Raw genomic sequence first — 1536 nt, 5'->3', positions numbered from 1 at the left:
AAGTTCATCGGAAATGACTGCACCAGCCTGGTGTTGGGAGACAATATTTTCTACGGTGCGGGATTGAACGACATGCTGAAGCAGGCTGTCACCGATGCCGAACAGAACGGCAAAGCGACCGTATTCGGCTACCGCGTGAGTGACCCCGAGCGTTACGGTGTGGCAGAGTTTGACAAGGACGGTAACTGCCTGAGCATTGAAGAGAAGCCGGAACATCCTAAAAGCAACTATGCCGTAGTCGGGCTGTATTTTTATCCGAACAAGGTGGTAAATATAGCCAAGAACATCAAGCCTTCTGCGCGTGGAGAGCTGGAGATTACGACGGTGAACCAGCGTTTCCTGCAGGATCAGGAGTTGAAAGTGCAGTTGCTGGGCCGGGGATTTGCGTGGCTGGATACCGGAACACATGATTCATTGAGTGAGGCGTCGACTTTTGTGGAGGTGATTGAAAAACGGCAGGGGTTGAAACTTGCCTGTCTGGAAGGGATTGCTTTGCGGCAAGGCTGGATTACACCGGAGAAAATGCGGGAACTGGCACAACCTATGATTAAAAATCAATATGGACAATATCTTCTGAAATTGGCGGCAGAGTTTTTCGGAAAGGAGAAATGATAAAAATCGCTTGGGCTTTATCTGAGAATTCGTGTGATATTATCAATATAAATATGGAACTGATTGAAACCTGTATACCGGGTGTTGTTATTGTACAACCCCGTATTTTCGGTGATGAACGCGGCTATTTTTTTGAGTCGTTTTCGCAGCGTGATTTCGAACGGCAGGTATGTAAAACCGTTTTTGTCCAGGATAATGAGTCGAAGTCGTGTTACGGTGTGGTGAGGGGATTGCATTTCCAGCAACCTCCGTATGCCCAATCCAAACTGGTGCGGGTGGTGAAAGGTCGTGTACTGGATGTGGCGGTGGATATCCGTAAGGGATCGCCTACATTCGGGAAGCATGTTTCCGTTGAATTAACGGAGGAGAATAAACGGCAGTTTTTCGTTCCGCGGGGATTTGCCCATGGATTTGCGGTATTGAGTGCGGAGGCCGTGTTTCAGTATAAATGCGATAATTTTTATGCACCGGAAAGTGAGGGGGCTTTAGCCTGGGATGATCCGGATTTGGGAATAGACTGGCGGATTCCGGCTGCTAAGATGATCCTTTCGGAGAAAGATAAGCGACATCCCCGGTTAAAAGAGGTTGACTGGCTATTTGATTATAAAGATAATCTTTATGAATAAAATTGGGTGTTTATCAATGAATAATCAAGTTTTAGGAAACCTATACAGTGTTTATGGCTGGATCAGGTGACGAGCGGAGATTATCAGGGATGCTATGAAAGGATGTATGGCAATAGATAGGCAAAAAACGGAAACGGTTCATTGGCACGCCGTCTTCACCGCCTCGCGTGCGGAGAAGAAGGTGCGTGACCGGTTGGAGGAGCTGGGTGTGGAGTGTTTTTTGCCGGTACAGACGGTGTTGAGGCAGTGGACGTACCGGAAGTCGCGGGTGGTGGTGCCGGTGATTGCGGGGTTGGTT

Annotated in this window: 3 protein-coding genes; all 3 read left to right on the top strand. The window is 48.2% G+C overall.

What is annotated here, in order from left to right:
* Positions 1-612, top strand: a 612-nt coding sequence (locus WS34_RS14515; protein WP_046405733.1) for a sugar nucleotidyltransferase, incomplete at its 5' end; no start/stop codon positions are given.
* Positions 613-665: 53 nt separating this feature from the next.
* A complete protein-coding gene (rfbC, locus tag WS34_RS14510) occupies positions 666-1238 on the top strand; it encodes a dTDP-4-dehydrorhamnose 3,5-epimerase (protein ID WP_013613199.1) in 573 nt (190 codons plus the stop codon).
* Between the two features lie 94 nt (positions 1239-1332).
* The coding region (locus tag WS34_RS14505; protein ID WP_353743272.1) for a transcription termination/antitermination NusG family protein at positions 1333-1536 on the top strand (204 nt) is incomplete at its 3' end.

This window comes from Odoribacter sp. N15.MGS-14 (genome assembly GCF_000980245.1).
In the GTDB taxonomy this organism is placed as follows: Bacteria; Bacteroidota; Bacteroidia; order Bacteroidales; family Marinifilaceae; genus Odoribacter; species Odoribacter splanchnicus.
The sequence above is the reverse complement of the archived record's forward strand: the minus strand, read 5'-3'. Positions and strand labels throughout refer to the sequence as shown.

What these genes read in the sequence shown, in the direction of transcription:
- rfbC (WP_013613199.1), top strand. Translation starts at nt 666, where the DNA reads ATGGAACTGATTGAAACCTGTATACCGGGTGTTGTTATTGTACAACCC.